Source organism: Paraburkholderia fungorum (assembly GCF_902833645.1).
Lineage (GTDB): Bacteria > Pseudomonadota > Gammaproteobacteria > Burkholderiales > Burkholderiaceae > Paraburkholderia > Paraburkholderia fungorum.
In genome coordinates, this window is the sequence record NZ_CADFGE010000011.1 from 236,361 (window position 1) to 257,039 (window position 20,679).

20 protein-coding genes are annotated in these 20,679 nt (G+C 62.4%); 9 read left to right on the forward strand and 11 right to left on the reverse strand.

The window, feature by feature from the left end:
* Nucleotides 1-37: 37 nt before the first annotated feature.
* The 4 genes from rpsF to HWX91_RS29495 form a co-directional block, all read right to left on the reverse strand.
* A complete protein-coding gene (rpsF, locus tag HWX91_RS29480; protein WP_006048823.1) occupies nucleotides 38-412 on the reverse strand; it encodes a 30S ribosomal protein S6 in 375 nt (124 codons plus the stop codon).
* 218 nt (nucleotides 413-630) lie between these two features.
* The gene (locus HWX91_RS29485; protein ID WP_028196683.1) at nucleotides 631-1,554 is read right to left on the reverse strand and encodes an anti-sigma factor family protein; all 924 of its coding nucleotides are present in this window, start codon (nucleotides 1,552-1,554) and stop codon (nucleotides 631-633) included.
* Nucleotides 1,544-2,272 (reverse strand): RNA polymerase sigma factor, encoded by a 729-nt coding sequence (locus HWX91_RS29490; RefSeq protein WP_028196684.1) that lies wholly within the window; start codon nucleotides 2,270-2,272, stop codon nucleotides 1,544-1,546. The genes HWX91_RS29485 and HWX91_RS29490 overlap by 11 nt, the downstream gene beginning before the upstream one ends.
* 145 nt (nucleotides 2,273-2,417) lie before the next feature.
* Nucleotides 2,418-3,332: a LysR family transcriptional regulator gene (locus tag HWX91_RS29495; RefSeq protein ID WP_028196685.1), complete on the reverse strand. Its 915-nt coding sequence runs from the start codon at nucleotides 3,330-3,332 to the stop codon at nucleotides 2,418-2,420.
* 230 nt (nucleotides 3,333-3,562) lie between these two features.
* Here HWX91_RS29495 and gcl point away from each other — a divergent pair, with 230 nt between their 5' ends.
* From gcl to HWX91_RS29515, 4 genes are all read left to right on the forward strand, one after another.
* Entirely contained in the window at nucleotides 3,563-5,338 is a 1,776-nt protein-coding gene (gene gcl / locus HWX91_RS29500; protein ID WP_028196686.1) for a glyoxylate carboligase, read from the forward strand.
* 150 nt (nucleotides 5,339-5,488) lie between these two features.
* Nucleotides 5,489-6,298, forward strand: coding sequence for a hydroxypyruvate isomerase (gene hyi, locus HWX91_RS29505; RefSeq protein WP_028196687.1), 810 nt, complete (start codon nucleotides 5,489-5,491; stop codon nucleotides 6,296-6,298).
* 57 nt (nucleotides 6,299-6,355) lie between these two features.
* On the forward strand, nucleotides 6,356-7,264 hold the full coding sequence (locus HWX91_RS29510) for a 2-hydroxy-3-oxopropionate reductase (RefSeq protein ID WP_028196688.1): 909 nt from the start codon (nucleotides 6,356-6,358) through the stop codon (nucleotides 7,262-7,264).
* 684 nt (nucleotides 7,265-7,948) lie between these two features.
* Complete coding sequence (locus HWX91_RS29515; protein WP_028196689.1) at nucleotides 7,949-8,350, forward strand: DUF3597 domain-containing protein; 402 nt, start codon at nucleotides 7,949-7,951, stop codon at nucleotides 8,348-8,350.
* Nucleotides 8,351-8,528: 178 nt separating this feature from the next.
* Here the strand turns inward: HWX91_RS29515 and HWX91_RS29520 are convergent, their stop codons facing one another.
* The 6 genes from HWX91_RS29520 to HWX91_RS29545 form a co-directional block, all read right to left on the reverse strand.
* Nucleotides 8,529-9,572 (reverse strand): asparaginase, encoded by a 1,044-nt coding sequence (locus tag HWX91_RS29520; RefSeq protein WP_028196690.1) that lies wholly within the window; start codon nucleotides 9,570-9,572, stop codon nucleotides 8,529-8,531.
* 91 nt (nucleotides 9,573-9,663) lie between these two features.
* The gene (locus HWX91_RS29525; protein ID WP_028196691.1) at nucleotides 9,664-10,590 is read right to left on the reverse strand and encodes a CysB family HTH-type transcriptional regulator; all 927 of its coding nucleotides are present in this window, start codon (nucleotides 10,588-10,590) and stop codon (nucleotides 9,664-9,666) included.
* A gap of 83 nt (nucleotides 10,591-10,673) precedes the next feature.
* A complete protein-coding gene (locus tag HWX91_RS29530) occupies nucleotides 10,674-11,732 on the reverse strand; it encodes a sulfate/molybdate ABC transporter ATP-binding protein (protein ID WP_028196692.1) in 1,059 nt (352 codons plus the stop codon).
* Nucleotides 11,732-12,754 carry a sulfate ABC transporter permease subunit CysW gene (gene cysW / locus HWX91_RS29535; RefSeq protein ID WP_028196693.1) on the reverse strand — a complete coding sequence of 341 codons (1,023 nt, stop codon included), beginning with the start codon at nucleotides 12,752-12,754 and terminating at the stop codon, nucleotides 11,732-11,734. Before cysW ends, HWX91_RS29530 begins: the two co-directional genes overlap by 1 nt.
* A complete protein-coding gene (gene cysT, locus HWX91_RS29540; protein ID WP_028196694.1) occupies nucleotides 12,751-13,644 on the reverse strand; it encodes a sulfate ABC transporter permease subunit CysT in 894 nt (297 codons plus the stop codon). The genes cysW and cysT overlap by 4 nt, the downstream gene beginning before the upstream one ends.
* 137 nt (nucleotides 13,645-13,781) lie before the next feature.
* Nucleotides 13,782-14,831, reverse strand: coding sequence for a sulfate ABC transporter substrate-binding protein (locus tag HWX91_RS29545; protein WP_028196695.1), 1,050 nt, complete (start codon nucleotides 14,829-14,831; stop codon nucleotides 13,782-13,784).
* A gap of 315 nt (nucleotides 14,832-15,146) precedes the next feature.
* Between HWX91_RS29545 and lexA the strand changes: the two genes are divergently transcribed.
* The 3 genes from lexA to HWX91_RS29560 all read left to right on the forward strand — a co-directional run bounded on the left by lexA (nucleotide 15,147) and on the right by HWX91_RS29560 (nucleotide 16,981).
* Entirely contained in the window at nucleotides 15,147-15,797 is a 651-nt protein-coding gene (lexA, locus tag HWX91_RS29550; RefSeq protein ID WP_028196696.1) for a transcriptional repressor LexA, read from the forward strand.
* Nucleotides 15,798-15,854: 57 nt separating this feature from the next.
* Nucleotides 15,855-16,205 carry a hypothetical protein gene (locus HWX91_RS29555; RefSeq protein WP_028196697.1) on the forward strand — a complete coding sequence of 117 codons (351 nt, stop codon included), beginning with the start codon at nucleotides 15,855-15,857 and terminating at the stop codon, nucleotides 16,203-16,205.
* 107 nt (nucleotides 16,206-16,312) lie between these two features.
* Nucleotides 16,313-16,981, forward strand: coding sequence for a DUF2939 domain-containing protein (locus tag HWX91_RS29560; RefSeq protein WP_028196698.1), 669 nt, complete (start codon nucleotides 16,313-16,315; stop codon nucleotides 16,979-16,981).
* 154 nt (nucleotides 16,982-17,135) lie between these two features.
* Here HWX91_RS29560 and HWX91_RS29565 read toward each other — a convergent pair whose 3' ends face one another.
* Nucleotides 17,136-17,603: a universal stress protein gene (locus HWX91_RS29565; RefSeq protein ID WP_025496734.1), complete on the reverse strand. Its 468-nt coding sequence runs from the start codon at nucleotides 17,601-17,603 to the stop codon at nucleotides 17,136-17,138.
* Nucleotides 17,604-17,868: 265 nt separating this feature from the next.
* On the opposite strand from HWX91_RS29565, the gene nodI reads away from it, so the two are divergent.
* Both nodI and HWX91_RS29575 read left to right on the forward strand, forming a co-directional pair.
* Entirely contained in the window at nucleotides 17,869-18,783 is a 915-nt protein-coding gene (gene nodI / locus HWX91_RS29570) for a nodulation factor ABC transporter ATP-binding protein NodI (protein WP_025496733.1), read from the forward strand.
* Between the two features lie 77 nt (nucleotides 18,784-18,860).
* Entirely contained in the window at nucleotides 18,861-19,688 is an 828-nt protein-coding gene (locus tag HWX91_RS29575) for an ABC transporter permease (protein WP_028196699.1), read from the forward strand.
* Nucleotides 19,689-20,679 lie beyond the last annotated feature (991 nt).

Sequence of the window (20,679 nt, forward strand, 5' to 3'; positions counted from 1 at the left end):
GAGCGACGCTTTCGTCTGGTAGCTTAAATAGTGTGTCTTAAGCCTGCGCTTCGGACGGTTGCGTAGCAGCCGACTTCTTGGCTTCTTCGCGCTGCACTTCCTTCATCATCGGCGACGGGCCGGTTTCGGCCTTCTTCATCTTGACGATCAGGTGACGCAGAACCGCGTCATTGAACTTGAATGCGTGTTCCAGCTCGTCGAGCGTGGTCTGGTCGCATTCGATGTTCATGCAGACGTAGTGAGCCTTCGCGAGTTTCTCGATCATGTAGGCCAGTTGGCGACGGCCCCAGTCTTCGATACGGTGGATCTGGCCACCGTGCGAGGTGATCGTGGACTTGTAACGCTCGATCATTGCGGGCACTTGCTCGCTTTGATCCGGGTGCACGATAAATACGATTTCGTAATGACGCATATTCACTCCTTGTGGATTAAAGCCACCCGGGCGTCGGAACCGGTGCGGCAAGTGAGAAGCCAAAGAGTGTAACCCGATTAGGGCCGGGTTGCAAGATATCCCGTTAATCCGGCGCGTGAATCGGGTGTGTTTTCAAGGGTTTAGGGCTAGGCGGACCGACCGCCCTAGCCCATACACGCCCGGCAAGTTCGCCACCGGATGGCCCCCGAGAAACCCGCTCAGCCTCCCTCGGTCTGCTCGCTGCCGCCCGCCAGACGGGCTTTCAGCGCCGCTTCGAGGCCGCCGAGCGCATCCGGCGCGGCGTCGGTCACGGCCCACCAGGTCATCCCCTGCGCGTTCCAGTGCGCGAGCGAGTAACCCTCGCGGGTCTGCGTCATCGCAGCGCCAGCGGCCGCTGAGCGTGCCTCCGGAAACACGTAGACGTCGATGACGTGCTTCTGATACCGGTACACCAACACCGCCACCCGCTGATGCCCGATGTAATCCAGCCGGCCGCCTTCGAGCGGAAAACCGTTCGCCGCGAGATCCTCGACCGGTGGCGAATAATCGATCCGGCCGTTGAACCACGGCTTGACCGTGTGCCGATCAGTCGAAATGACGTCGATGTCGTGACCGGACATTTGCGCCCGCACATGGCTTTCGACCAGTTCATCGGCGAACAGGCCGGCTTGCGCGGGACGCTGCAGGTTCATCGTCACACCCACGGCCACCGCGCCGAGCGCGACCACCAGCGCGACGAGCCAACCCTGTCCGATCGTCGCGCCCGTGCCTGCGCCCCCGCCAGATAGCCCCAGCGTGCCTTGCGGACGCCACCAGCCGTTCAGCCAGGCACGCAGTCCGCCGCGCTTCGCCTTGGGCCGCGACTGAGACTCCGGCTGCTGAGTGCTCCGAGGGGTTTCAAGCGGTCCGTCGGACACGGTGTCGGCAGCCGGCAGTGCCGCAAGAATCCGCGCCCGCAGGGCATCCGGCGCCCGGTGATAAGGCTGCGCGCGCAGCGACTTGCTCAGCGCGTGCAGGTTTTCGCTTTCGCGCCGGCAAGCGTCGCACGTCTCGATATGCTGCTGGATGCGTTGGGCGTCCGGCGCGGACAATTCGTGGTCGGCGTTCGCATCGAGGAGCGGCCGCGCTTCGTTACAGTCCATCTGGCGTCTCCTGAGCGAGGCCGGCGGCACTTGCGCCGGGGTTGTTGGACGGACGGCCGTTGGCGGCTGCCCGCAGGGGTGTGACCGAAGCCGTGGGTGTCGTGCATGCGCCCGGCATCGTGGCGCGTGGCGAACCGCCTCCTCCTTGCATTTCGCCCAGAAGCGCGGCCAGCTTGCGCCTGCCGCGCGCGAGCCGCGACATCACGGTGCCGATCGGCACATCGGCCACCATCGCGATCTCGCGATAACCCATTTCTTCAAGCTCCCGCAGGATCAGCACCTCGCGGTACTCCACCGGCAACTTCGCGAGTGCGTCGTGCACCAGCCTCGTATCCTCGTCGCGGATCAGGAGCGTCTGCGGATCCGCGCCACCCGTGCTCCAGCCGTCGAAGGTCGCGTCGTCCATGGTGTCGTCGAACTCGACCATTTCATGCGAGGACGCGCGCCGCCGCCACTCCGTGTACCAGGTGCGGCGCACGATCGCGAGCAGCCACGGCCGCGCCGAATCGCCACGGAAGGTGTCGAAAAAACGGAACGCGCGCATAAACGCTTCCTGCACGACGTCGTCGGCGTCGTTGGTGTTGCCGCACAACCAGCGCGCAAGGTTGTATGCGGCGTCGAGGTGCGGCAAAGCCAGCTGCTGAAAGCGGCGGCTCCTTGCTGCATCGGCGTCGGCATTGACGTGCGCGCGGGCGGCGTCGGAATCGGTTTGGACCACCTGGGCCCTCCAGGGCATTGCGGCTAGGCTGTGTGACTCGTTTTCACTCGCATTCACTCGCTCATCACGCATAACCGGTCACACGCCGAGTTTATTCCCGCCTCCCCCCTGCATTCGACTATTTAAATGCGCAGGGCTCGCAGGGTTAATACGTCGGGCGATTCCAGTAATCCTCGCTGGCATACACCTCTTTCAGATAATCGATGAAGTAACGCACCTTGGCCGGCACATAACGCTGCTGCGGATAGACCGCCAGAATGTCGTAGTCGGGCAGCGCGAATTCATCCAGCACGGTTTCCAGTTCGCCGCGCGCCAGTTGCTGCTGGATTTCCCATGTTGAACGCCAGCCGAGCCCGAGCCCTTCGGACACCCAGCGGTGCAGCAATTCGCCGTCGTTGCAGTCGAGCGTGCCACCTACCCGCACCGTCGCCAGCTTGCCGTTGCGGCGGAAATACCAGCCGCGGTTCTGGCCGCCTTGCAGGTTGAACGCGAGGCAGTTGTGCTGCGGCAGATCTTCGAGCGTTTTCGGCTTGCCGTGCTTGCGGAAATATTCCGGCGTCCCGCAGACCACGCGCCGGTTCGACGCCAGCTTCACCGCGACGAAATTCGGATCGACCGCACCGCCGATCCGGATCGACAGGTCGTAGCCCTCGCGCACCAGGTCCACCACCCGGTCGGTCAGATTGAACGACACCTGCAATTCCGGCTTGTCGGCAAGAAAGACCGGCGCGAGCGGCGCGACGTGCTTGCGCCCGAACGCGGCCGGCGCCGACACGATCAGATGGCCGTTCACCGCGCGCCGCCCGGCGCTCAGTTCGTTTTCCGCCTGGTCCCATTCGGTGAGCAGGCCGCGGCAGCGCTCGAGAAACGCCGCGCCGTCTTCGCTGACCACGAGGCGCCGCGTCGAGCGGTACATCAGCTTCACGCCGAGACGCTTTTCCAGCGCGTCGATGCGGCGCCCGAGAATCACCGGCGACACGCCCTCTTCCAGCGCGGCCGCCGCGAGACTGCCCGCGTCGGCGACGCGCACGAAGGTTTCGATCTGTTTGAAGCGGTCCATGTTTGTCTCCTCTCCCATGCATCGCCGCGGCCCATGCGCCGCTCCGCAGGCTGCCGCGCCATGAAACCGGCGCATTCCATACTTTTTGTCTCGAAATAAGCGACCCGGACTGATCTTATCAAACCTTTAGGTGAAGCCTACAGTTCGATCAACACCTTTTGGTTTGCACATTCCGTCAGCGGATTCGTTACCCCAGCGATTCGCCCACCTCAGACATTCAGGAGACATTCATGGCCAAGATGAGAGCCGTCGACGCAGCCGTGCTGGTGCTCGAAAAAGAAGGCATCAACACCGCTTTCGGCGTTCCGGGCGCAGCCATCAACCCGTTCTACTCGGCCATGCGCAAGGCAGGCAGCATCAGCCACGTGCTGGCGCGTCACGTCGAAGGCGCATCGCATATGGCCGAAGGCTATACGCGTGCCCAACCGGGCAACATCGGCGTGTGTATCGGCACGTCGGGCCCTGCCGGCACCGACATGATCACCGGTTTGTACTCCGCTCAGGCCGACTCGATTCCTATTCTGGCTATCACGGGCCAGGCGCCGCGCGCCCGTCTGTACAAGGAAGACTTCCAGGCCGTCGATATCGAATCGATCGCCAAGCCGGTCACCAAGTGGGCCGTCACCGTGCGCGAACCGGCACTGGTGCCGCGCGTGTTCCAGCAGGCTTTCCACCTGATGCGCTCGGGCCGTCCGGGTCCGGTGCTGGTCGACCTGCCGATCGACGTGCAACTCGCCGAAATCGAATTCGACATCGACACCTACGAGCCGCTGCCGGTCTACAAGCCGAAGGCAACCCGCAAGCAGATCGAAGCCGCGCTCACGCTGCTGAACAACTCGGACAAGCCGTTGATCGTCTCGGGCGGCGGCGTGCTGAACGCGGCCGCTGAAGACCTGCTGGTCGAATTCGCCGAAACCGTCGGCGTGCCGGTGATCCCGACGCTGATGTCGTGGGGCGCGATTCCCGACGACCATCCGCTGATGGCCGGCATGGTCGGCTTGCAGACTTCGCACCGCTACGGCAACGCGACGATGCTCGCCTCCGACTTCGTGCTCGGCATCGGCAATCGTTGGGCGAACCGCCACACGGGCAGCGTCGAGGTTTATACGAAAGGCCGTAAGTTCGTGCACGTGGACATCGAGCCGACCCAGATCGGCCGCGTGTTCGGACCGGACCTCGGCATCGTGTCGGACGCGAAAGCCGCGCTCGAACTGTTCGTTGAAGTGGCGAAGGAATGGAAAGCCGCCGGCAAGCTGAAGGACCGCGGCGCATGGGTCGCCGATTGCCAGCAACGCAAGCAGACGATGCACCGCAAGACGCACTTCGACAACGTGCCGATGAAGCCGCAGCGCGTGTACGAAGAGATGAACCAGGTGTTCGGCCGCGATACGTGCTACGTGAGCACGATCGGTTTGTCGCAGATCGCCGGCGCGCAATTCCTGCACGTCTATAAGGCGCGCAACTGGATCAACTGCGGCCAGGCAGGCCCGCTCGGCTGGACGATTCCGGCGGCGCTCGGTGTGCGCGCAGCCGATCCGCAACGTCCGATCGTCGCACTCTCGGGCGACTACGACTTCCAGTTCATGATCGAAGAACTGGCAGCCGGCGCGCAATTCAAGCTGCCGTACGTGCACGTGGTGGTGAACAACTCGTACCTCGGCCTGATCCGTCAGGCACAGCGCGCGTTCGATATGGACTTCTGCGTGCAGCTCGGTTTCGAGAACATCAATTCGCCGGAAACGAACGGCTATGGCGTGGACCACGTCGCGGTTGCCGAAGGTCTGGGCTGCAAGGCGATCCGCGTATTCAAGCCGGAAGAACTGAAGCCCGCACTGTTGAAAGCGCAATCGATGCTCTCCGAGTTCAACGTGCCGGTGATCGTCGAGGTGATCCTCGAACGTGTGACCAACATTTCGATGGGCACCGAAATCGACGCGATCAACGAGTTCGAAGAGCTCGCCGAGAAGCGCGAAGACGCGCCGACGGCAATCAGCATGCTCGACTGAGCTTGCTGATGGTTCGACCCGCGCTCAACCCGCCCTGACCGGTGCGTTGCAGCGCGCCTCGAACCGATGAGCATCACCTGAGCGCGGTGCGGCACCCCGATGCCGCCTCATGAAGTTATTTCACTGACCGACCAGCGAGACACAAGCACCATGCCGAAATTTGCAGCGAATCTCACCATGCTGTTCAACGAAGTCCCGTTCCTCGACCGCTTCGCGGCAGCAGCGGACGCGGGCTTCAACGCCGTCGAATTCCTGTTTCCGTATCCGTACCAGATTGCCGAGTTGAGCGAACGTCTGCAGCAGAACCGTTTGAAACTCGTGTTGCACAACCTCCCCGCGGGCAACTGGGAAGCGGGTGAGCGCGGTATCGCGTGCCTGCCGGATCGCGTGAGCGAGTTTCAGGAAGGCGTCGGCCGCGCGATCGAATACGCAACGGCTTTGAAAGTGCCGCAACTGAACTGCCTCGTCGGCATTCCGACGGCGGGCGTCGATGCGGACAAGGCGCGCTCGACGATCGTCGACAACCTGCGCTTCGCCGCGGGCGAGTTGAAGAAAGCCGGCATCAGGCTGCTGGTCGAGCCGTGCAATTCGTACGACATCCCGGGCTTCGCGCTGAACCGTTCGGGCGAAGGCCTCGACGTGATTCGCGCAGTGGGTTCGGACAATCTGTTCCTGCAATACGACATCTATCACATGCAACGGATGGAAGGCGAACTCGCGGCGACCATCAAGAAGAATCTGCCGCAGATCGCGCACATCCAGCTCGCCGACAACCCGGGCCGCAACGAACCGGGCACTGGCGAAATCAACTACCCGTTCCTGTTCGACCTGCTCGATTCGCTCGGCTACGAAGGCTACGTCGGTTGCGAGTACAAGCCGCGCACGACCACCGCCGCCGGCCTCGGCTGGGTGCAAAGCGTGGCCGGGCAAACCCGCGGTGCAGCCCACGCCGCAGCCTGACCGATCCGTCGATCGCATCAGGCACACCACCCCAAACAACACTGGAGATTCAGACACATGGCAAAGATCGGTTTTATCGGCCTCGGCATCATGGGCGCGCACATGGCGCGCAACCTCATCAAGGGCGGCCACACGCTGTTCGTGAATGGCGCGTATCCGGTGCCGGAAGATCTGAGCAAGAGCGCGAGCGTGGTCGCCAATTCGACCGCCGTCGCGCAAGCTGCCGACATCGTCATCATCATGGTGCCGGACACGCCTGACGTCGCCAACGTGCTGTTCGCCGACGACGGCGTTGCCGCCGGCCTCACGCAAGGCAAGCTCGTGATCGACATGAGCTCGATCTCGCCGCTCGACACGCAGGCGTTCGCGAAGAAGATCAACGCGCTGGGCGTCGACTACCTCGATGCGCCGGTGTCCGGTGGTGAAGTCGGCGCGCGTGAAGCGTCGCTGACGATCATGGTCGGCGGCCCGGAAAAGGCTTTTGCGCTTGCCAAGCCGCTGTTCGAACTGATGGGCAAGAACATCTCGCTGATCGGCGATAACGGCGCGGGTCAAACCTGCAAGGTCGCGAACCAGATCATCGTCGCGCTGAACATCGAAGCCGTGGCCGAAGCCCTGCTGTTCGCTTCGCGCTCGGGCGCCGATCCGGAACGTGTGCGCAAGGCGCTGATGGGCGGCTTCGCTTCGTCGCGAATTCTCGAAGTGCATGGCGAGCGCATGACCAAGCGCACCTTCGATCCGGGCTTCCGCATCGAACTGCACCAGAAGGATCTGAACCTCGCCCTGGACGGCGCGCGCAAGCTCGGCATCGCCCTGCCGCATACGGCCAGCGCCCAGCAACTGTTCAGCGTGTGCGCAGCCAACGGCGGCAAGGCATGGGATCACTCGGCGATGGTGCGCGCACTGGAAATCATGGCGAACTACGAAGTCGCGCAAGCGCCGGGTAGCGAAGCCAAGGCGGCCTGATACATCTCCTGCGAAGGCCGGTTGCACGGGTCACGCACCAGTTCACACGCGTGACCCGCCGTATCGGAGCGAATTGCGACGGGCCAATCAGGGAGCAGGCAGCGGGCGTCAAACGCTGCACATAAAAACAACATCAAGCATGTCATACGGATTGCCGTGATGGTTGCATCGTCATCGTCATGGCAATCGCAGGTGGGGCGCCCGGTCCGTCGTGCTGTAACGGCGGCGGAACGGGCAAATCGTGCCGCTCTGGGCTGAGAGCGGCAAGTGGGGTCCGCAGCGGCACCCGGCGGCGCCGGGGAAGCCTTGGTCGGTCAGACGTCGTCGTCGGGTGTCCGGCTGTCGGATTTCAAACTTATGCGTTTTCCGCCATTCTCTCGCAGCGGCTGCATCATGCATGCCGCCTGCCAGTCCCTCTCTCTGCAAGTCTCCTCGCAGGTGTGCTCGCAAGTCCGCTTGCATTTGCTTGCAACTCTGCGTCCGCGGCACGACCTTTTTTGACACATCCCCAGGTACTTTTCTCCTACACTCTTTGAGTCTGGTTGCAGGCATATCAGCGATCACGTGTGGCTTGCCGATCACCGCAACGCATGTGCTCTGCGTCATTCGCCCGATTCGCAGCCAGTGTTCAACCCGTGAGCGGAATGTGCTTGCGCCGGTAACCCATCTTGCAAAGGATTCAGAATGAGCATCTTTGGTGACATCGTAAACAAGCTCTTCGGCAAAGCGAAGCCCGACCAGCCCGCACCTGCGGTCGAGCCGACACCGGATCCGGCAGCGGCACAAGCCGCCGCACCCGACGCGACACCGGCGCCCGCGCCGCTGGCCGATGTCGACGTTGCTGTTGTCATGGACCAGTTCGTGAGTGAGAGCGGGCAAACGTTGAACTGGCGCACGTCGATCGTTGACACGCTGAAAGCGCTCGGCGTCGACAGCAGCCTCGAGCATCGCAAGCAACTCGCCCAGGAACTGAAGTACAGCGGCGACACGAACGATTCGGCAAGCATGAACATCTGGCTGCACAAGCAGGTGATGCAAGCGCTGGCGGCGAACGGCGGGAAGTTGCCTCCGGATCTGGCGGGCTAACGGCTTGCCGGCGTCGACCGTTTTACATTGGTATCGGCATCGGTATCGGTAGCGACAACCCTTAAGCTGAAACGACAACGCGGCGCCCGGGTCGATGACCGGGGCGCCGCGTTGTCATTCAAGCTTCATGCGCGGGACACGGTTCTGACTTTGAACCGGACCACCCGCGCTAATTCAGTTAGTACGTGTCGAAAGTTTTCTGCAACGCAACCGGCCCCGTGCCGCCCGCGGCCAGTGCGAGCATCAGCAGGACCCGCGCCTTGTACGGATTCAGCGAGCCCGCGCTGACGAAACCGAGCGCGTCATCAGCGGCCGCGCCATTGCGCATGACATGGCCTGAGCCCACCCGCGACGAACGCACCACCGCCACACCCTGCGAGGCCGCATCCGCCAATGCCTGTTGCATCGAGGCGTGAATCGAGCCATTGCCCGTGCCCGCCACCACGATGCCGCGTACACCCGCTGCCACCAGCGCGTCCACAGCGATCCGCGAGACACCGGCATAGCTCGCGACAACTTCCACATGCGGCCACTTCGCGCCGATCACGAATTCGGTTGCAAGCGTATGCCCACGCACCACGCTGCGCTGGAACTCGACGCGGCCGTCCTGCACCCAGCCGAGCGCGCCGATCTCCGGAGACTGGAAAGCATCGACCGCATACGTGCTTGTCTTGACCACATCACGTGCGCTGTGAATCTTATTGTTGAATGCCACCAGCACGCCCTGCCCGCGCGACTGTGCGTTCGCCGCAACCGTCACGGCATTCAGCAGATTCAACGGACCGTCTGCCGACAACGCCGACGCCGGGCGCATAGCCGCGGTGAGCACGACCGGTTTATCCGACTTGATCGTCAGATGCAGCAGGTAAGCGGTTTCTTCAAGCGTATCGGTGCCATGCGTAATCACCACGCCGTCGACGTCATCGCCGGCGAGCAACGTGTTGATGCGCTGCGCGAGCGTGCTCCACAGCGACATTTCCATGTCTTTACTGTCGACGCTGGCAATCTGCTCGGGCGCGATCCGCGCGACCGTGGACAAAGCCGGCACCACGGCCAACAATTGATCGACGCCGACCACGCCCGCCTGGTAGCCGGACGTATTGGTGGCGTCCGCGGCCGCCCCGGCGATCGTGCCGCCCGTTGCCAGCACGGCGATGCGCGGCAGTTGGGGCGCTGCGCCCTGGTTGGAAGGCGTAGCGGAAGAAGAGGTCTGAGTATTCATGGCGGCGATTGTAAGCGATGTGCCGCGCGCCGCCATGCGTCAAAAAAACGGCTGCCCGTTCGCCTTGGGTGCAACGGCTTGCGCCCTCGCCTCAAACCGCTTCACGCAATTGTGCGGCGATTTCCGCTTCGTTCAGTTGCGGCGCGAACATTTCGATCAGCCGGTATGCATACGCGCGCAGGAACGCGCCCTTGCGCAAGCCGACCCGCGTGGTGCTCGCCTCGAACAGATGCTGCGTATCCAGCGCGACCAGTTCCGTGTCGCGCTTCGGATCGTAGGCCATGGCCGCGACCACGCCGATGCCCATGCCGAGTTCGACGTAAGTCTTGATCACGTCGGCATCGATGGCGGTCAGCACGACGTCCGGCAACGCACCCGCTTTCGCAAACGCCTGGTCGATATGCGAGCGGCCCGTGAAGTCCTGGTCATACGTGACGATCGGGAATTCGGCGATCTCATCGAGCGTCAGGTTTTCGCGGCCCACCAAGGGGTGATCCTTCGGCACCACCACGATGTGATGCCACGAATAGCACGGGAACGTGACGATATCCGGGAACCGGTCGAGCGCCTCGGTCGAGATGCCGATGTCCGCTTCGCCGTTGATGATCATCTGGGCGATCTGTTGCGGGCTGCCCTGGCGCAACGCCAGATGCACCTTCGGGAACACCTCGGTGAATTGACGAATCACCTTCGGCAGCGCATAACGCGCCTGCGTGTGGGTGGTCGCCACGACGAGGTGGCCACTGTCCTGATCGGCATACTGGCGCGCGACGCGGCGCAGATTCTCCGCATCGAGCAGCATCCTCTCGATCAACTGATGCACCGCCTTGCCCGGCTCGGTGAGGCCCGTGAGGCGTTTGCCGCGCCGGATGAAGATATCCACGCCGAGTTCGTCTTCCAGATCCTTGATCTGTTTCGATACGCCAGACTGCGACGTGTACAACACGTTCGCGACTTCGGTCAGATTCATGTTCTGACGGACGGCCTCGCGCACAAAGCGCAATTGCTGAAAATTCATCTGTATGTCTCCGGTTGAGCCAGAGTTGAGTTATTAGAGTTTGATTGAAACGCCGAGTGTTGTTGTGCTGCCAGCAGTACCGCTTATTGCGCCGGAAATACGCGCAACGCGCGCGGCACGGCGGTCACGCCGTCGCCGATCGCCAGTTGCAGATCGCGCCACGATTCGCGATCGAGTTCCGCCTCGAGCAGGTTGCCTTCACGACCCGCCAGTTCCACCCGCACCGAGCCGCCGAGCGTCACCACGCGCCGCACGTCGACCACGATGCCTTCGCGATGGCCGGACGCTTGCGGGTACAACTGCAGATCGTGCGGCCGCACATACGCGAATGCCGGCCCGCTGAAATCGGCTTTGATCGCGACCGGCAACGCCGCGCCGTCGACCACGAAGCCACTCGCATCCACGTTGCCATGCAGACGGTTCGCCGCGCCGAGAAACTCGTAGACGAACGAGGTTTGCGGATGGTCGTACACGTCCTGTGGACTGCCCACCTGCTCCACGTGCCCGCGATTGAGCACGACGATCCGGTCGGCCACTTCGAGCGCTTCTTCCTGATCGTGCGTGACGAAAATCGTCGAGATATGCAGATCGTCATGCAGACGACGCAGCCAGCTACGCAATTCCTTGCGCACCTTGGCATCCAGCGCGCCGAACGGTTCGTCGAGCAGCAAGACTTTCGGTTCGACCGCCAGCGCGCGCGCCAACGCAATCCGCTGCCGCTGGCCGCCAGATAATTCCGACGGATACCGTTGCGCGAGCCAGTCGAGTTGCACGAGCTTGAGCAGCTCATGCACCTTCTCGCGAATCACCGCTTCGGAAGGCCGCTCCTTACGGGGCTTCACACGCAAGCCGAACGCGACGTTCTCGAACACCGTCATATGGCGGAACAACGCGTAATGCTGGAACACAAAGCCGACTTCGCGTTCGCGTGCGCCGACCGTCGCGACGTCCTGGCCTTGCAGCACCACCTGCCCGCCGTCCGCGTATTCGAGACCGGCAATCACCCGCAGCAAGGTGGTCTTGCCACACCCCGAAGGCCCGAGCAGCGCAACCAGTTCGCCCGGCGGAAAGTCGAGCGAAACGTTATCGAGCGCGACGAAATCGCCGAAGCGCTTTTGCAGGTTACGAACGGTGATACCCATTACAGCTCTCCTTGCTTGAGCGGGTGCTTGACTACATTGTTCGGCGAACGGGCCGCCTTGACGGACGGTGCAGCGGCGCCCGGCGCGAGCGGCCCGGCATGGGCCGGCACGTCGCGCGCGGCGGACAGTTCCGCCGACATGTGGCGCTCGGCGAGCAGTTTCAAGCCGAGCGTCACGAGCGCCAGCAAGGCCAGCACCGATGCCACGGCGAACGCTGCCGAGAAGTTGTATTCGTTATAGAGAATTTCGACGTGCAAGGGCATCGTGTCGGTCTGACCGCGAATGTGGCCGGACACCACCGACACCGCGCCGAACTCGCCCATCGCCCGCGCATTACACAGAATCACGCCGTACAGCAGACCCCATTTGACGTTCGGCAGCGTGACCCGGCGGAAGATCTGCCATCCGGACGCGCCGAGCACGTGCGCGGCCTCTTCTTCGTCGTTGCCTTGCGCCTGCATCAGCGGAATCAGTTCACGCGCGACGAACGGGAACGTGACGAAAATCGTTGCCAGCACGATGCCCGGCACCGCGAAGATGATCTGCACGTTGTGGTCCTGCAACCACGGCCCGAACCAGCCCTGCGCGCCGAACATCAGCACGTAGATCAAACCGGAAATCACCGGCGAGACCGAGAACGGCAGATCAATCAACGTGGTCAGCAAGGCCTTGCCGCGAAACTCGAACTTGGCGATACACCAGGACGCGGCGAGGCCGAACACGAGATTCAACGGCACCGCGATCGCGGCTGTAATCACGGTGAGCTTGATGGCCGATAGCGCATCCGGATCGGCCAGGGATTCCAGATAGAAGCCCAGGCCCTTGTTCAGGGCCTGATAGAACACCGCGACGAGCGGCACGACCAGGAACAGCGCAAGAAACAGCAACGCGACGCTGGTCAGAATCCAGCGCACGACAGGCGATTCGGTGACCGGATCGGGCCGGCGCGCGACATTAAGCGGCGCGCGCGGCGCCACGGCAACAACCGCGGCATCCGCGTCATTCACGGAGTTGCGGCTCATTGCACACCTCCGCCAAGCGCCACGCTCGCGGCAGCAGGTGCCGGACCTGCGCCGCCACGGCTGGTGCGACGCTGCAAATACCATTGCAAGGTGTTGATGAGCAGCAGCATCAGGAACGACACCACCAGCATGACCACGGCCAGCGCGGTCGCGCCGGCGTAGTCGTATTGTTCGAGCTTGGTAATGATCAGCAGCGACGTGATTTCCGATTTCATCGGCACATTACCGGCGATGAAAATCACCGAACCGTATTCGCCGAGCGCCCGCGCGAATGCCAGCGCGAAACCCGTCAGCAAGGCTGGGAACACGGCCGGCAGCACGACGCGGCGAAACGTCAGCCAGCGCGAGGCGCCGAGGCAGGCAGCCGCTTCTTCCTGCTCGCGTTCGAACTCTTCGAGCACCGGCTGCACGGTCCGCACGACGAACGGCAAACCGATGAAGGTCAGCGCGACCAGCACACCGGCCGGCGTGAAAGCGATCTTGATGCCGAGCGGTTCGAGAAACTGGCCGATCCAGCCGTTGCCCGCGTACACCGCCGCGAGCGAAATGCCGGCCACGGAGGTCGGCAATGCAAACGGCAGATCGACCACCGCATCGACGATGCGCTTGAACGGGAACGTATAGCGCACCAGCACCCACGCGACCAGAAAACCGAACACCGCGTTGATCAGCGCGCCGCCGAGGGCCGAGAAAAACGTCAGGCGATACGACGCGAGCACGCGCGGCGACGTGACCGCGCGCACGAACTGAGGCCAGTCGAGCGTCGCGGTCTTGAGAAAGGTCGCCGCAAGCGGAATCAGCACCACGAGGCTCAGATAAGCCACCGTGATGCCGAGTGTCAGGCCAAAACCGGGCAACGCGCTCGGTTTTCGGAAGGTCAACGTCGTCATGCTCAGTACTCTTTCAGGGTTGAAACCGGCGGCTCTTTTCGGCCGCCTGGCTGGCCAGAAAGCGCGCCTTGCGGGCGCGCTTTCTGGCGAGGTGTCACTACGCGTTCAACCGCGCATGTCGTTGTGCCGGGTGCCCCTTACTGCGGCGAGTAAATCGAATCGAACACACCGCCGTCGGCAAAGTGCGTCTTCTGGGCATTGGCCCAACCGCCGAACGAATCGTCCACCGTGTACAGCTTCAGCTTCGGAAACTTCGAGGTCAGCTCGGCCGGCACCTTGCTCGAACGCGGACGGTAGAAGTTCTTCGCCGCGATTTCCTGACCCTGCTCGCTGTACAGGAAGTTCAGATACGCTTCGGCCAGCTTGCGCGTGCCGTGCTTGTCGACCACCTTGTCCACCACCGCAACCGGCGGCTCGGCCAGAATGCTCACCGACGGCACGACGATCTCGAACTTGTCCGGACCGAATTCCTTCAACGAAAGGAAGGCTTCGTTTTCCCACGCGATCAGCACGTCGCCGATGCCGCGTTGCACGAAGCTGGTGGTCGCGCCGCGCGCGCCCGAATCCAGCACGCCGGCATTCTTATAGAGCTTGCCGACGAATTCCTTCGCTTTCTGGTCGTTGCCGCCCGGCTGATGTTCGGCGTAAGCCCATGCAGCCAGATAGTTCCAGCGCGCGCCGCCCGAAGTCTTCGGATTCGGCGTGACGATCGACACGCCTGGCTTGATCAGATCGTCCCAATCCTTGATGTGCTTCGGGTTGCCCTTGCGCACCAGAAACACGATCGTCGACGTGTACGGCGACGCGTTGTCCGGCAGGCGCTTTTGCCAACCCTTGTCGATCAACCCCTTGTTGGCCAGCGCGTCGATGTCGTAGGCGAGCGCCAGCGTCACCACGTCCGCCTGCAAACCGTCCAGCACCGAACGCGCCTGCGCACCCGAGCCGCCGTGCGACTGCTTGAAGGTGATCGTCTCGCCCGTTTTCGCCTTCCATTCCTTGCCGAATGCCTGGTTGACGTCCTGGTACAACTCGCGTGTCGGGTCGTACGACACGTTCAGCAGCGTCGTGTCAGCTGCATGCGCCTGCGTCACGACGCCGGCCGCGGTCATCGTGCCGATTACGCCGAAAGCGAGCGCCGCAATCAATTTTCTGGTTTTGCCTGCCAGCCCCGTGCCTTGATGGTTCATGCCAACTTTCTCCGCGTGGTGGTCCGCTGAAACAGCGTGTGGTGTTGTTTTGCGTCGCGGTCACGTGCACATGAGCCCCAACTCGAAGGGCAGTCTATCGAAGAGCTTTCATCATTAAAAATAATGTTTCTTCATTCTTTAATACGCAAAAGTGGTAATGACGGCCGGATAAGGCGTTGCGGCACGAAAACGGGTGTTGTGGCGTCCGTTTGCGGCGCTGGAGCGGCAGCCCAGGGCACGAACTTAAAGTAAAGCTTGAATTGCGCGGAATACTGTATAAAAATACAGGCACCTGTTCATACATACAGTGGCGCCATGACCAAACTTACCGCACGTCAGCAGCAGGTTTTCGATTTGATCCGCCGGGCTATCGAACGCACCGGCTTCCCGCCCACACGGGCGGAAATCGCCGCCGAGCTGGGTTTCAGTTCGGCCAATTCGGCAGAAGAACATTTACGGGCGCTGGCTCGCAAGGGCGTGATCGAACTGGCGGCCGGCGCATCGCGGGGCATTCGCCTGCTGGGGGGCGCCGAAGATTCGCCGTACCAGTTCACGCTGCCGCACGCCAGCATCATGCAACTGTCGCTGCCGCTGATCGGTCGCGTTGCGGCGGGTAGCCCGATCCTCGCGCAGGAACATATCTCGCAGCATTACGCGTGCGACCCGGCACTGTTCTCGAGCAAGCCGGACTACCTGCTGAAAGTACGCGGGCTGTCCATGCGCGACGCGGGCATCTTCGACGGCGACCTGCTCGCGGTACAGAAGAAAAGCGAAGCCAAAGACGGTCAGATCATCATCGCGCGCCTTGGCGACGACGTAACGGTCAAGCGCCTGAAGCGCCGGCCGAACGGTATCGAGTTGATCGCCGAGAACCCCGATTACGACAACATCTTCGTTGAAACCGGCAGTGCGGAATTCGCGCTCGAGGGTATTGCCGTCGGGCTGATCCGCCCGGGCGAGTTCTAAGCCCTGCGCGTGCGCCAACCCAAAGCTGCCCCAACGTTGAATCGCCTGGAGAGACTCATGGAACGCCTTGCCCGCCTGCTGCCTTTTCGCCAGTTCGGTCGTCTGCGCCATCTGCGCAAGCTGGTGCCCTGTTCGCTAATCGATGCGTCCCCGGCCGGCACTCCATCGCTATCGCTGTTCGACGCACCGGGCGGAGAAGCAGGTTTGCCGTCCTCGTTGCCGGCTTTTGCGCGCGTGTCACTGAATTCCGGGCTGAATACGGCTGAACCCGCGCGCCGTGCGCCGGTGCGCGTCTATCATGGGCCGTCGCGGCTGATCATGGTCGGCACGGTAGACGCCGTGTGCCGCATGATCGATCGTTGCATCGCCGACGAAGCTAACGTGCACGGCGCGGTGTTCGAGGCATAAGCTGCACGGCGGGTGGGCTGCAACCGGCTGCCTCCATGCATCGCATGGGATCGTTTTTACGTGGCCGCGGTCCACGTTAGATGACACCTGATAGAGAGTCCCGCTCGATGGCAGTTTCAACTCGCACCAAACGTAGCGCCACCCGGCCGCTGATCGTCACTTTGATTGTGATTGTGGTGATCGCCGCATTGGGGTTCGGATATGCGTCGCCCTACATAGCGCTAAATAATCTCAAGCGCGCGGCGGACGCACGTGATGCGCAAACCGTCAATCAATACGTCGATTTTCCCGCGTTGCGCGAGAGCCTGAAACAGCAGGTCACCGGCCTGCTCACGCGCAGGCTCGACGGGCATGGCAACGGTAATCCGTTCGCAGCGATTGGCGCCATGATCGGCGTGGCCTTGATCGGTCCACTGGTCGACGCTTATGCGACACCCGACGGCGTGGCGGCCTTGCTGAACGGCATTCCGCCGCGCGGTAACCCGGGCGAACGGCCGCCGGTTCCTCCTGCCGCGTCTGGGTCTGCACCGGAACCAGCCCCGCCTGTTGCGGGTAGTACGGGCAACGACGCGGCCAACAGCACAACCAACGGCGCAACCCATAGCGAGAACAACGCGACGCCACCGCAACCGCCGCAAACCACGGCGGGCTATCGCGGCCTCAACGAGTTCGTCGTCACTTATCAGCATGGTGCCGGCGATGCGCGTTACTCGGCGATCTTGCAACGCGAAGGTTTATTCACCTGGAAGCTGGCCGCGGTCGATCTGAACGAGTGATCGTCCGGAGGGGGCGTCCGGCGAACGCAACCGGGCCGAACGAATCACAATCTGGCTGATGCGCTCGCCCTGAACAAGCGAGCGCTCGGCTCAAATGACCCGTTTGCCCCGCTCAGCCAGATTCACGGGCCTTACGTCATAATCCCGTCCTGCTTCAAGCCGCCTCTGCTTGCTGCTGCTCCTGTGCGGAAGAGCACGCCACCAGAATGCTGCACGAGATCCGATCGAGCAACGGCGTATTGCCCGCGCCCATCCACCATCGTGACAGACCGGTTCGGCAACGATGGCCGACCACCACGAGATCGACATGCAGTTCGTTGGCGAGGTTGGCGATCTCGTCGATCGGATGGCCAAACGCAAAATGCCCTTGCGCGGCCACGCCGCGTTCGGTGAGCCAGTCCACGCCTTCCTGCAGAATGTCGCGGGCCGTTTTCTCGAAACTGCCGCAGGCCACATCGGTCAGCAGGCCGGCGCTTTGCGCAATGCTCGAGCGCATGTCGACCACCGACAGCAAGTGCGTTTCCGCTTTCAGATCCAACGCCAGGTCGGCGCCGCAACGTAACGCTTTGCGGCCTTCGCGCGAGCCGTCGTAGCACAACAGGATTTTTCGGTAGCTCGCCATGATTTATCTCCCATCCCGCGAGGAACGCGGTCTGAATGAATCATGGTGCGCCGCAATTCAGGTTGCAAGGGATGGAAAACGCTAAGTGCGCCCTAAACCGGTGCGTGCTGGATTCGGGCCCGATCCGGGGCGCTCGCGCCCCTATGCGGCAGCGCAAGAAACACCATCGGGCCCATTCTGCGGCCGCCAACACCTCGCTGCCGATGCCATAGAATGGGCGGCCTTACCGGCTATTTGCCTCTTTTCCCGGAGCCTTGATCGATCCATGTCTGAAGCCGCCATTGAGTTCCACCAGGTCAAAAAAAGCTACGGCGAAAAGAGGGTCGTCGACGGACTGTCGTTTCATGTCAACAGAGGCGAATGTTTCGGCCTGCTGGGCCCGAACGGCGCGGGCAAGACCACCACGTTGCGCATGCTGCTCGGCATTGCCACACCGGACGCCGGCACGATTCGCCTGTGCGGCGAGCCGATTCCCGGCCGTGCGCGGATCGCGCGAGCGCGTGTTGGGGTCGTCCCACAGTTCGACAATCTCGATCCCGATTTCACGGTCCGCGAAAATCTGCTGGTATTTGGCCGTTACTTCGGTTTGAGCGCCGCGCAATGTCGCGCGATGGTGCCGTCGCTGCTTGAATTCGCGCGCCTCGAGAGCAAGGCGGATGCCCGCGTGAGCGAACTGTCGGGCGGCATGAAGCGGCGCCTCACGCTGGCGCGCGCGCTCGTCAACGATCCCGACGTGCTGATCATGGATGAGCCGACCACCGGCCTCGATCCGCAGGCGCGCCATCTGATCTGGGAACGGTTGCGTTCGCTGCTGGTACGCGGCAAGACCATCCTGCTGACCACGCACTTCATGGAAGAAGCCGAACGGCTGTGTCATCGCCTGTGCGTGATCGAGGAAGGACGCAAGATCGCCGAAGGCGCGCCGCGCGAGCTGATCGCATCCGAGATCGGCTGTGATGTGATCGAAATCTTCGGCCCCGATCCGGTGGCGTTGCGCGAAGAGCTGGCGCCGTTGGTGGAGCGCACCGAGATCAGTGGCGAGACGCTCTTCTGCTATGTGAACGACCCTCAGCCCGTGCATGCCCGCCTCAAGCAACGTGCCGATCTGCGCTATCTGCATCGTCCGGCGAATCTGGAAGATGTATTCCTGCGGCTGACCGGACGCGAGATGCAGGATTGACGCGCAGCTTGACGCCAGACGGCACCGGCCCGGCTCGCAACCTTCTACCGCTATAACGACACGGCAAGAGACACGCAATGGACGCACGCACTTACGAACCGCACGGCGAGACGCCGCCAGAACAGGACACCTTCGCCGCTTTCCCGGCCAACGCGGTCAACTGGATTGCGGTATGGCGGCGCAACTATCTGGTCTGGAAGAAGCTCGCGATTGCCTCGATGTTCGGCAATCTTGCCGACCCGATGATCTATCTGTTCGGCCTGGGTTTCGGGCTTGGACTGATGGTCGGCCATGTCGACGGCGTGTCGTATATCGCATTTCTCGCCGCGGGCACGGTCGCGTCGAGCGTGATGATGTCGGCCAGTTTCGAGTCGATGTATTCGGGTTTTTCGCGCATGCACGTACAGCGCACGTGGGAGGCGATCATGCATACGCCGCTGACGCTGGGCGACATCGTGCTTGGCGAGGTGGTGTGGGCGGGCAGCAAGTCGATGCTATCGGGCGCGGCGATCATGCTGGTCGCCGGGGCGTTGGGATACGCGAATTTTCCGTCGATGTTGCTGGCGTTGCCGGTGATTGTGCTGACGGGGTTGGCATTCGCGAGTATCGCGATGGTGGTGACGGCGCTTGCTCCGTCGTATGACTTTTTTATGTTTTATCAGACGTTGGTGTTGACGCCGATGTTGCTGTTGTCCGGGGTGTTTTTTCCTGCTTCGCAGTTGCCTGCCGCGGCGCGGGTTGTGACTGAGGTTTTGCCCCTGGCGCATGCTGTTGATCTGATTCGGCCGGCTATGCTGGGGCGGCCGGTTGAGGGGGTGGTGTTGCATGTTGCCGTGCTGGCGGCTTATGCGGTGAGTGGGTTTGTTGTTTCGGCGGTTTTGTTTCGGCGCAGGATGATGAAATAAGGGGGTGGGGTTTTGCCTGCTCGGCGGTTCTTGGTGTTTTTTTTGGCTTTGCCATGCTGGGGGGTTCGTGTTCTGTTCTGTTTGGTGGTCCTTTGGCCTTTCCTTGCTTTGTTAGTGGTCTATTGGCGTTGCCCCTGTGCGGGGCGGCACTTACTTTCTTTGCCGCCGCAAAGAAAGATAAGCAAAGAAAGCGGCTCAAACCGCTAATTCTTAAGCGGGTCCCCCCGCACAGTCGCGGTAGTGGTGCATCTGGAATCTGTCGCCTCGCACATTCCGCTTTAGTGACAAGGCAGTCATACCTCCGGCGGCGCTGCGCGCGCCGATACCCGGCTCATAGAACCGGCCGCCGAATTTTCGCTTCCGCGGTTTCGTCCATTCCCCGTCGCCGTTATATCGCTGTGACCTGGCTGCGGTTTGCTTCTCCCGTTTGCTCCGTTTCGTGATTCGCCGTTGCCTCGCTGCTCCCTCGATGCCGTTTCGCTCCCGCATTTGCCCCCGCGTCCTGACTCGCCGTTGCGTCGCTGCGGCAAGCACAACCGCGGCAGCGATCGGGATTGCACCGCGAATGCGACGCACAGACATCTTCTTTGAACTGGGTGTCGCCGATCATGGCGGGAGCGCCGCGCCGAGGCGAAGCCGACGGCCCCCGCTGCGCGAAACGAAGCCCCAGGTTTCCCAAGCAGACCCGTCCGCGACGCACGCAGTGCGGAGTGGGAGCTGATGAGCGCCTTGTCACTAGCGGGGAGTGTGCGGGGGCACGGATTCCAGATGCACCACTACCGTGGCTGTGCGGGGGACCCGCTTAAGAATTAGCGGTTTGAGCCGCTTTCTTTTGCCTACTTTTCTTTGCGGCAGGCAAAGAAAAGTAGGTGCCGCCCCGCACAGGGGCAACGCTAATAGACCACTAACACAACAAGGAAAGGCCAAACGACCAACAACAACCCAAGAAAATCCCACCACCAAAGGCAAAACAGATAAACCAACCGCCGCG

Coding starts and splice junctions, on each gene's coding strand:
- rpsF (WP_006048823.1), bottom strand. CDS start 412: ATGCGTCATTACGAAATCGTATTTATCGTGCACCCGGATCAAAGCGAG.
- HWX91_RS29510 (WP_028196688.1), top strand. CDS start 6,356: ATGGCAAAGATCGGTTTTATCGGCCTCGGCATCATGGGCGCGCACATG.
- cysT (WP_028196694.1), bottom strand. CDS start 13,644: ATGACGACGTTGACCTTCCGAAAACCGAGCGCGTTGCCCGGTTTTGGC.
- HWX91_RS29525 (WP_028196691.1), bottom strand. CDS start 10,590: ATGAATTTTCAGCAATTGCGCTTTGTGCGCGAGGCCGTCCGTCAGAAC.
- HWX91_RS29565 (WP_025496734.1), bottom strand. CDS start 17,603: ATGGCGAGCTACCGAAAAATCCTGTTGTGCTACGACGGCTCGCGCGAA.
- HWX91_RS29545 (WP_028196695.1), bottom strand. CDS start 14,831: ATGAACCATCAAGGCACGGGGCTGGCAGGCAAAACCAGAAAATTGATT.
- gcl (WP_028196686.1), top strand. CDS start 3,563: ATGGCCAAGATGAGAGCCGTCGACGCAGCCGTGCTGGTGCTCGAAAAA.
- HWX91_RS29520 (WP_028196690.1), bottom strand. CDS start 9,572: ATGAATACTCAGACCTCTTCTTCCGCTACGCCTTCCAACCAGGGCGCA.
- HWX91_RS29485 (WP_028196683.1), bottom strand. CDS start 1,554: ATGGACTGTAACGAAGCGCGGCCGCTCCTCGATGCGAACGCCGACCAC.
- nodI (WP_025496733.1), top strand. CDS start 17,869: ATGTCTGAAGCCGCCATTGAGTTCCACCAGGTCAAAAAAAGCTACGGC.
- HWX91_RS29495 (WP_028196685.1), bottom strand. CDS start 3,332: ATGGACCGCTTCAAACAGATCGAAACCTTCGTGCGCGTCGCCGACGCG.
- HWX91_RS29555 (WP_028196697.1), top strand. CDS start 15,855: ATGGAACGCCTTGCCCGCCTGCTGCCTTTTCGCCAGTTCGGTCGTCTG.
- lexA (WP_028196696.1), top strand. CDS start 15,147: ATGACCAAACTTACCGCACGTCAGCAGCAGGTTTTCGATTTGATCCGC.
- HWX91_RS29575 (WP_028196699.1), top strand. CDS start 18,861: ATGGACGCACGCACTTACGAACCGCACGGCGAGACGCCGCCAGAACAG.
- hyi (WP_028196687.1), top strand. CDS start 5,489: ATGCCGAAATTTGCAGCGAATCTCACCATGCTGTTCAACGAAGTCCCG.
- HWX91_RS29515 (WP_028196689.1), top strand. CDS start 7,949: ATGAGCATCTTTGGTGACATCGTAAACAAGCTCTTCGGCAAAGCGAAG.
- HWX91_RS29560 (WP_028196698.1), top strand. CDS start 16,313: ATGGCAGTTTCAACTCGCACCAAACGTAGCGCCACCCGGCCGCTGATC.
- HWX91_RS29530 (WP_028196692.1), bottom strand. CDS start 11,732: ATGGGTATCACCGTTCGTAACCTGCAAAAGCGCTTCGGCGATTTCGTC.
- cysW (WP_028196693.1), bottom strand. CDS start 12,754: ATGAGCCGCAACTCCGTGAATGACGCGGATGCCGCGGTTGTTGCCGTG.